We start from the raw sequence: 9959 nt of genomic DNA, 5'->3' as shown, positions 1-9959 counted from the left end.
CTCGGGGGCGGCAAGCATGCCGCCCGCAAGCTCAAGCGGGCGCAGATTTTGCTTGCGGCTGATGTCGGCAGCCGCGATGCGCCGGCTGGCCGCAAACGCTGGACGCTGACGCTGCTGGCCGACGCGATGGTCAAGCTCACCGATCACGACAGCCTGTCAGGCGAGACTGTGCGCCGCCGGCTGGCCGAAAACGACCTCAAACCGTGGCGCAGGGACATGTGGTGCATTCCCTCGTAAGCGGAGGCGTACGGGAGGGCCGGAGATAGTCGTCACCGAACGACAGGATACCCAGCATCCACCCGAATGGCAGGCGGATCCGCCAGCTTGTCTCGATAGGGCGGCGTCAACCCGCAGCTTACAGCACGATCAGGGACAAAATGATCGTGTAGGCGAATTTCATCCAGCCCCGGCTGGAGCGAGGTCAAGGCATGGCCGCCGAGCGCAACGCCCGGCAAGAGAAGCAAGATGGGAAACACTCGTCTCAAACCGCCGGCACGCCCTTCAGATTGACGAGAAAGACGTAGACGTTGACGAAGACCTCAATGATGACCTGCGTTACCGGGCTTCTGACGACGACCGTTCTCGACCCGTTCGTCCAGGGAATTGAACTCGTGTCAATTAGTCCTAAAGGCGTTCAAACCAGCGTCATCTTTGTGAGCTAGCACCGCAACGCGATCAGACGGAAGCAAATAGTTGTCGTTTGAGAGCCCTGGACATAAGTGGCAACGCCATCTTTTACAGGAGAGCATGAATTCTCTTCTCCCCGGCGAGGTCGAGTTTTAGCGTCCCGCTGCCGTGAAGTCCGGTGCAATTCACCTTAGCAGCCGCGTATCACCGACGTTGTTCTTCGCCGACCACCTGATGGTCGCCAAGCCCGGCACCACCGGCGTGAAGATCTCGATGCGTAAGGGAGCGTAAAGCGGTCGCAGGCTCCTTCGCGCACCACACTGAGCGAAGTTGGATTGGTTTTATCGTCATTGCTTGGCCATCTGGGCATCAGCAGCGCCGGTGAGGTCGAGCTCGGCAGCGGTCTTCGCGCGGCCGGAACTCGCATCGGCACGATGATCGGACGCGATCGCGACATAGACCGCCGGCAGCACGAAGAGCGTGAACAGCGTGCCCACAGACATGCCCGCGACTAGCACGAGCCCGATCGAGAATCGACTCGCGGCGCCAGCTCCCGTTGCGGTCATCAAGGGTATGAAGCCCGTGACCATCGCCGCAGTGGTCATCAAGATTGGACGCAGTCGGACGCGCGCCGCCATCTCTATAGCCGAGCGACGGTCAAGTCTCTCCTTGACCTGCAGCTCATTGGCGAACTCAACCATCAGGATGCCGTGCTTGGAAATCAACCCGACCAGTGTCAACAGTCCGATCTGGGTGTAGATGTTCATCGTCGCCCAGCCAAAGAATGGCGGGATCAAGGCGCCGACGATTGCCATCGGCACGCTGATCAGGATGATGAGGGGATCGCGCAGACTTTCGAACTGTGCCGCAAGCACCAAGAATATGATTATGAGTGCAAATGCAAAGGCAATGGCCAGCTGGTTACCCTCGTGCACATATTGGCGCGCGTCGGCAAGGAAGTCGTGGCTGAAGCCTGCGGGTAGTCTCTTTGCCTCCGCTTCCAGGAAGTCCACAGCCTGACCGATCGTGACGCCGGGCATCGGCACAGCCTGAAAGGTCGCGCAGTTGAGCTGGTTGTAGTGGGTGAGCGCGTTCGGATCGGTTGCAGTCTCGATGGAGACTACGGTGGACAGCGGGAGCATCGAGCCCGCCGCAGTCTTCACATAATAGCTCCCGATTGCTTGCGGCGCCAAGCGTTCCTCGCGCGGCACCTGCGGGATCACCTGGTAGGAGCGGCCCTGCAAATTGAAGCGGTTGACGTAGTTTCCGCCAAGTAAGGTGGCGAGCGCGTTTCCGATCGTCTGCATGGTGATGCCAAGCTCATTGGCCTTGGATCGATCAACCTTGATTCGTACCACCGGCTGGTTGAACTCCAGGTCGGAGTCGCTCACCATGAACAGACCGCTCTTCCGCGCGGCTTCCTTCAGCTGCGACATCTGCTCGTAGACGGATTGGAAGCCAAGCGTCGAATTGATCACCATCTGCACTGGTAGGCCATCCGAACCGCCCGGAAGTGGCGGCAAGCTAAAGGCAAACGCGTTGATGCCTTCGATTTTGGACAGCTCGGCCTGGACAAGGGACTTTAGCACGATCGATGATCGCTTGCGCTCGTCCCATGCCTTGAGCAACATGCCGGCCATGCCACTCTGCTGGCCGCCAACGCCATTGAGCACAAAGCTCAAATCAGTCTCTGGAAATTTCTGGAGCGCGTGTTCGAGCTTGGTGCCGTAATAGTCGAGGTAGTCGATATTGGCGTATCTCGGCGCCTTGGTTAGAGCGAATACGATACCTTGATCCTCCTCGGGCGCGAGCTCCTTGGAAGTATTCATATAGAGAAAGCCGACGAGGCCCAGCATGGTCAGCGCAAACAGGCCGGTAATCGGACGATAGTCGAGCGAGCGGTCGAGCTTTCGGCCGTACCATCGTGTCATGCTGCTGAACCCGCGGTTCACAAATCTTGCAAACCGCCCCCCCTCTGCGCGCCTCAGGAAGACCGAGCACATCATCGGCGACAGCGTCAAAGCGATCAAGCCCGACACGATTACCGCTCCCGCTAGCGTAAACGCGAACTCGCGGAACAGCGCACCAGTGAGGCCGCCGAGAAACCCGATTGGGGCATATACCGCAGCCAAGGTAATCGTCATGGAGACAACGGGCCCGACGATCTCGTGCGCGCCCCTTATAGCAGCCTGTAGAGGCGGCGCACCTTCTTCTAAATGGCGATGAATGTTCTCCACCACAACGATCGCGTCATCGACCACGAGACCGATTGCGAGAACCATCGCAAGGAAAGTCAGGAGATTGAATGAAAACCCCAGCGCCAGCATTATGCTGCAGACACCAACGAGCGAGAGCGGAATAGTGACCACAGGAATGATGACCGACCGCAGCGAGGCCAGGAATAGGAAGATTACCACCACCACGATCACGACGGCCTCGATGAGCGTCTTCTCCACTTCATCGAGCGACGATTGAATGAATTTGGTGGAGTCGTAGGCCACGTTCATCTTCAGTGACGGCGGCAGGTTACGCTCCATTTCTGGAAACAGCGCCCGAACGCCTCGCGCTATGGTTAGCGGATTGCCTTGCGGGCTTGCCCGAACGCCGACAAAGACCGCGTGCTCGCCGTTCATTGCGACGCTAGTGTCTGTGGTCTGCGCGGCAAGCTCGACCATCGCAATGTCCGCCATGCGCACAAAGCCACCGTCATTGGATTTGACGATCATGCGCTTGAAGTCATCGACACTCCGCAGATCCGTGTTTGCCGTGACATCGGAGATAGTGAAATAGCCCTTGGTCTGGCCGGCCGCAGCCTGGAAGTTGTTAGCGGCGATTGCGGCCGAAACTTCAGCCGGCGACACGCCGTGCCCTGCCATTTTCGCGGTATCGAGCCATAGCCGCATCGCAAAACTCTGGCCGCCCAGGATGTCTGCCGCTGCGACGCCGTCGACGGTTGACATAACGGGTTGCACAACGCGCGAGAGGTAGTCGGAGATCGCGCTGGCCGCCAGTTCCTCGCTGGAGAAGGCGATATACATGACAGCGGTGGCCTGACCGGTCGACTTAGTGACGACCGGATCGTTTGATTCCTTCGGGATTAAGTATTTGACTGAGTTGACCTTGGAGAGCACCTCGGTGAGCGCTTCGTTGGGATCAAAATTGAGCTTGATGTAGACTTGGATCGTGGAGGTACCGAGCACCGATGAGGAACTAATGTAGTCGACGCCCTCGGCGGAAGCGACTGCCTGCTCCAGGGGAGTGGTGATGAACCCCTGGATCATGTCGGCGGAGGCCCCAGGATAGGAAGTCGTGATATTGATGACCGTATTAGATAGCTTGGGATATTGCCGGATCGGCAGTACGGTGGCCGCGCGAAAGCCGATCAGTAAGATCAGGCAACTGACGACGACAGACAATACCGGACGTTTGATGAAAAGCTCGGTAAATGCCATCTCGACTCGCATTTCAAGAGAGGGATGCAAATTCGCCGGCAACGTACACCAGCGATGATCATCAATGCGGCGACTGTACTAAAGACCCCCAGCACAAGCGACGCGTTATTGGCTACTCTAAGGGCTCACACGCTAGCGCGCGGACGCCCTATCCTCCGCTTCCAGTTTCGTCGCTCAAATAAATGCTATTCCGCTGATCTGGTGGCTGATCGGGATCTCGATAGTGGCACCTTCTAGGAAGCTCCTGCCTTTTTTGCGTGCAACAAGATGTTCGTCTCAACACCTGATTGGAACGCGCCGACTTCTGGCAAGGCATCAGTTCAGACTTCGCACTGAGCCGCAGATCGAATGATCCAGGTTCGACATCGAAAGTACAAACGATCTAACCGGCGCTCAACTCTACAAAGGTAAGTGGGTGATATAGCATCGGCTGCAAAGCACTATACCAAGGTTTGTCGAATTGGCCGCTGATCGCCGCCGCCGGACACAAGGTTCATGGCCCCACATAATCCGTGCGCACGCGCTGTGGCTTCGCTGACTCGCCGAACAAAGTCGTATCGGCGCTCGCCCTCTGCTACCAGCCTCGATACGCCTCTCGTAACAGTGGCTTGAGCGTTTCTTTCAACTCGATATGCTGCGCACGGTTTGGCTACTCATTGCGCTACCGGGTTGGCAATGCCAGTATTACGTTGTCGACCAGCCGCGTTGAGTCAACGTAGGCGGCCGCACAAAGCGCCGCGGCGCTCCGCAGTGGACTGTCCGCGGTTCTGAGCGTGTCACCGTCGACAAGTTCAAGATACTGCAGCCTGTCAACTGCCTCTAAATGCTTCATCGCGACCGGCTTTTCAACGTGGCGCTCTCCCGAGCGAAATTCATCGAGCGCTGCGGATAGTCCACGACTGATCGCAAGGGCCCGCTGACGCTCATCTTCGCTGAGATAGCGGTTGCGACTGCTCATCGCGAGCCCATCCTGTTCGCGAACGGTTGGTACGGTGACAATCTCGATCGGGAGATTGAGATCAATTACCATGCGACGCACGACTGCGCATTGCTTGAAATCCGTCTGCCCAAAGAACACGACGTCCGGCTGCACCATGTTGAACAACTTGCATACGACAGTCGCCACGTCGCGAAAATGTCCGGGCCTGAAGTCTCCGCACAGTGGTTTCGCGAGGTCGCCCGGTTCAACGAAGGTTTCGAAATGGCTCGGATACACTTCCTGTGCGTCGGGCGCGAAGAGATCGCAACACCGCGGCCGCGGCACAGTTTTTCATCGCGCAAGAAGTCGCGCGGATAGGTGCTGAGATCCTCATTTGGTCCGAACTGAGTGGGGTTGACGAAGATGCTTACGACGGTCACCTCGCATTTCGCCTGGCTCGCCGCGATCAGCGCCAGGTGGCCATCGTGGAGATAGCCCATTGTCGGCACGAATCTGCGGGATTTTGCAAGAATGCGGCAAAGTTCAGCGAACTTCCTGATTTTTTGCATTTCGAACTCTACATTAAATTGAGTTGGACGGCGCCCAGTTGTTTATTCGGTTATCGCTCGACCTTGAGGTGAGGCTTGCATTGTAGGCGATCGCAGCCTTGAGCAAGGCCACGCGCAGCCTGTCGTTCGCTCTTCATCGCTTTGCTGAAGGCATTCCGGAAGCCATCGGCGACCAGTCCGCCGGGATGTTGACGTTCATAGCGCCGCGCCGGCTCTGCCGAGTCCAGATAGCGCAATCGGTTTAATCCTAACCGCCGCCGGATAGGGCTGACGATCGCCGGCGACATGCCGACCTCGGTTGCGATTTGTTTCACCGGTGTGGCGCTGTCGTCGAACGCTCCGACGTCCGCGCACGTGGCAGCCAGGGTTTGGCTTGGCGATGAAAAATGTCTTATGGAGCGATCACGGTCCATCCATGCCTTCCTCGCGGAACGCTTGGCCACTTGGTGACGGTCTTCGCCGAAAATATTGAACTGCAGCGCGCTGCAGTCTTCGTCACGCTACCTACGATCCCGCTTGGCACTATGGCCTATCGGCCATTCGGCGTCAGAGGCGCATTCTTTGGGTATCCATTCGATCCTCACGGGGTACGCTAAAGATTCGACATCTTCAGCTTGCTCGTTCAGGGATGGACAACCTACCGAAAACTCACATCTAGTGGTCTCACAGACATCCTATTCGAACCAGCTGCCCCGCCCTGCGGCCCCTCTAGAAGCGCGCGTATGCGCGCAGCGATCTGCCGTGCTTCCTTCGGCTGCAGATTGGGCTTCATGCAATCGAGTATGGCTAGCATCGCCTGAACGTCGTCGATGTTAAATGTGGCGGCGTTGCGATCTGATGGTCCCAGAGACTGATCGGCGGCACGGGCTTGATTGGCCGCAAGCACCGCAAGGGCTTGCGACCGCAAGGACGTGATATGCCGCTCGAATATATGCATTTGTTGGCCTGAAGCTGCCCTGTGGGCATGGTGCCGCAAGCGCTGGTGGCCAACCCCCGCCACGAAGACTGGAGCCGGCCACCTTCGCTCCCGTGAGGCTCAAATTCTCAAGGCTATCAACTTGTATCTTCTAGAAGTACCGAAGGGCACCTACCAAAATCGGTCGGTCCCATCTCATCGGCTGCTCTCTAAGTTGGGTCTTTGCCCTGGAGAAATTGGAGACACCAGCATGTCCAGACACGTGCGCTTTCCATAAACAAGAATGACAGGCCAAACGCGCATGAGAGACGCGAGAATGTTGACGGAGTAAATCCAGACGGAGCGCGATAGAAGCAGTCTCCTTGGAAAGATTATCCGAGACCTCGAAAGCCACGACAGGGAGTACCGCGTTGAAGAATCGGCAACGCAGTCGGCGTCGTCGTCGCCACACATGGCGGACACAATTGCACCAAGACAACAGCGGACGGGCTTCGCAGGCAATCTCCTTCCCTTCCAGAGGGTTGGTGATGATTGATCGGAAGCAGTGCGGCGCGCTCGGCGCCGTTTGGTTGCACTGGAGCAGACGCTGTCCCTGCCCGCCCCAGCTGCTAGTTGAACTTGGTACTCGGCGCTCGGCCTCCACGGGGCAGCGCTGTCCCTGCCCCCCTAACCGGCTCCAAGCTCAGCTAGCGGAGGCAAGATGCTGATCGGGAGCTTATCGTTCGCAAAACGAGTAATATTGCCAGAACGAGACCTAACCCGTGAGTGGGAAGCAATGCGAACGCGGCTCGGCGCCTGACGGCCTGGGGGCAGCATGAGGCACGATCCCTGCCGCATCCGCGGCGCAATGAGCTTAACGGAAGCGTAACTCGGCACATGGTGGTCCTTCAGCTCATGCGCTGTCCCTGCCACGCCCCCGTTAAACCCAACGATTGTTTATCGGGGCTGGCTTACCGAAAGCTGACAGACCTGCGCAACAATTTACATAACGAAAAGCGGCCCATGTGGCCGCTTGCCGCCGAGAGCAATATCGACGTTTACGCCTCAGACGGTAGCCACTCGGCATGCTTGCGATCAGCGGCAGCCGCTCTGGGGCGACGCGCCGGATGGCGCGCAGCCAATCCACTGCACGTTTATGACTGATTGACCTCACGCACCCCAGTTCGTGCGGCTCTTTGACCGCGCAGGACTGGCCATTCGGATCGCGCATCAGTTGCTTTCGAACCCGGATACGTCGCGCCGCGGGGCGCGCTCCACGCTGGGTTCTCGTACCGAAGACGATTGTGTCCGTTTCGTCAAAATGCGCTACCAAGCCTCATCACGCCCATTAGCCGGTAAAGCGTCAAAACTAGACTCAATTGGCGAGTTCGACAGAAAGCAGCGCGGATGCGACTCGGCGCCTATATCCACCCCGGGAAGGTGGACAAATGCGCTATCTCTGCCGCATCCGCTTCGCCGGACAGCTAGGGGCGAGATGACTCGGCCCCCCATTGGAGGAAGGAAGGAGCTTTCCCTATCACGTGCCGCTGGCTCAGTAGTTAGCCTCGGGGGATCACAAGGCTAGCCCACCCGGCCTTCCCGTGAGACCCGTCGCCTCAGGGTACGGTGGGACCTTAGCGATAGAGCGTCCTCGGGTGACCTACCAGCATTGGTGGTCATGCACAGCAATCGAGAAACTGTTGGTCAAACAACGCGGATGGCGCGAGCTGGATGTCTTGCCGTCGTGAAGCCGCCCAAGTTAGGAACGCTCGTCGATCAAGCGGGGTGCCTTCTACGCGAGCGATCTTGCGTTCGCTGGACGCTCCCCACCCACCTGCGATGACGGGTTCACGCGTCGTCGATCTGTGAGGCGAAAGAATTCTTCTCAACATTCTTCGGGCACCAATGACGCGGATCCCCGACTGATTGGCCTCTGGTTTGAAGTATAGATTTACCTATTATCCGGCGTCCTTAGTTTGTTAGCGATGCAAACTGCGCGTCGAAAGGAGCTTGTAGCTGCGCAACGCTCCGGTAGACTATTTGATTTACGCGTTTACCTCTTCGCTCTCGCCAAAAATCTCGACTCATCGGTGATATCTGTACTTGCTGCAAAGGTCCGCTCGCCTGCCGGACCACAAAGGCGCGCATCAATCGGCGGGCGTTTAGCGGCACCAGCATACTTCGGCCTCCTCGGCAGCTTAGGCCGGGGCCGAGGAGGCTGTGACCTATCGGATCTAAGAGGGCGCAAGCCGACGTCGCTCATCGAGATCAGAGCCCCTGTCTATTGGGTGAAAGAGACGATCTCGGCGGCGCTCGGTATCGTTGGCAGCACCTCAGCTCATGATGACGTTGGCCAAAGAACGTGTCGGCCCACTTATGCAGCAGATCGCGATAGTTACGCACCGCAGCGTAACTGGCTGCCAGCCGTTCAGCGTCTCGAGGTTCTGGCTGACAGGAATCGACGAGCAGGGATCGGTTACGGCTCACCTGTTAGTGTTTTGAAGTATTCCGAGCCCGGAAGGTCTAGAACTAGAGGGAAGGCAGCGCGGGCCGGCCCTCCGCCCTATTCAAAGCGGCTCTGTAACTACCGGCTCCGCGCTGCCAGCGAAGTTAATGACGACGTGACTCGGCGCTCGTCGAAGAGGCCCTTGGAAAGCGCTGTCCCTATCACGTGCGCCACTAACTCCGCTCGCCAGCGTCACGGCACTGCAACGCTGCCACCTCGCACCCTTGAGCGGCTGCCCCAGGGCGCTCTGCCTTTTACCGTCGAGAAGTCCCGCAAGCCACCTGTCAGACTTAGTCGGTTGAGCTGGTTTACAAAGGAGAAGCTGGGTTGAAAAACGACTCGTTGTACCGACCACTCCTGCCCCGCCCTCACAGAAGGCACGGATCTGATTCGCAACTTCCGCATCATTGGGGCGCACGTGAAAGCCACCGGCCCTCTTTCAGGAACATCAAAAATTCAAAACCTGAAGGCGTTTCGCAGAATTCGTTCGCACGCTTTCTGACAATCGGCCGGGACTTGCTGACGAAAGCGGAGGCCGCCACGGTCGCGGCGATCGAAGTTGGCGTTCCAGCCTGGTCGATGCCCGCGAGATAATCACCGAATTCCACACGATGATCCGTCGCAAGGCCGACATGACGCTCGCTTCATGGATCGAGCGCGCCCGCGTTAGTCTCGTCGCTTCGTTCGCCAGCGGCGTGACCAAGGATGAAGCGGCGGTTCGGGCGGCAATTACTTCGCCCTGGTCGAACGGGCAGACTGAAGGTCAGATCAAACGCCTCAAGCTCGTCAGACGTGAGATGTATGGCCGAGGGAAAATCGATCTGCTTCAGGCCAGACTAATCGGCGCAGAATAATCGGAGCTGCATCAAAATTGATGGTGTGGAACGGCCCTTCGAACCGGCATCAAAAGTGCTTAACGTGGTCGCCTGGGGAGGCGCCATAAAGGAAGGACCGTTCCATGGAGAAGATTATCACGGTGGGTTTGGATTTG

The 9959-nt window shown here is 58.0% G+C and carries 2 protein-coding genes and 3 pseudogenes; 2 read left to right on the top strand and 3 right to left on the bottom strand.

The genetic code is table 11. From position 1 onward, the window contains the following. Positions 1-81 precede the first annotated feature (81 nt). Positions 82-231: pseudogene (locus AC5ZFO_RS46280) on the top strand (IS630 family transposase); the annotation flags it as partial. Positions 232-974: 743 nt separating this feature from the next. Here the strand turns inward: AC5ZFO_RS46280 and AC5ZFO_RS46275 are convergent. The 3 genes and pseudogenes from AC5ZFO_RS46275 to AC5ZFO_RS46265 form a co-directional block, all read right to left on the bottom strand. Next, positions 975-4079 (bottom strand): efflux RND transporter permease subunit, encoded by a 3105-nt coding sequence (locus AC5ZFO_RS46275; RefSeq protein ID WP_496124043.1) that lies wholly within the window; start codon positions 4077-4079, stop codon positions 975-977. Positions 4080-4740: 661 nt separating this feature from the next. Continuing rightward, positions 4741-5567: pseudogene (panC, locus tag AC5ZFO_RS46270) on the bottom strand (pantoate--beta-alanine ligase). A gap of 50 nt (positions 5568-5617) precedes the next feature. Further along, entirely contained in the window at positions 5618-5980 is a 363-nt protein-coding gene (locus tag AC5ZFO_RS46265) for a hypothetical protein (protein ID WP_282525774.1), read from the bottom strand. Positions 5981-9442: 3462 nt separating this feature from the next. Here AC5ZFO_RS46265 and AC5ZFO_RS46260 point away from each other — a divergent pair. Continuing rightward, positions 9443-9822: pseudogene (locus AC5ZFO_RS46260) on the top strand (transposase); the annotation flags it as partial. Positions 9823-9959 lie beyond the last annotated feature (137 nt).

The organism is Bradyrhizobium sp. Unk1 (assembly GCF_059512345.1).
The sequence above is the reverse complement of the archived record's forward strand: the minus strand, read 5'-3'. Positions and strand labels throughout refer to the sequence as shown.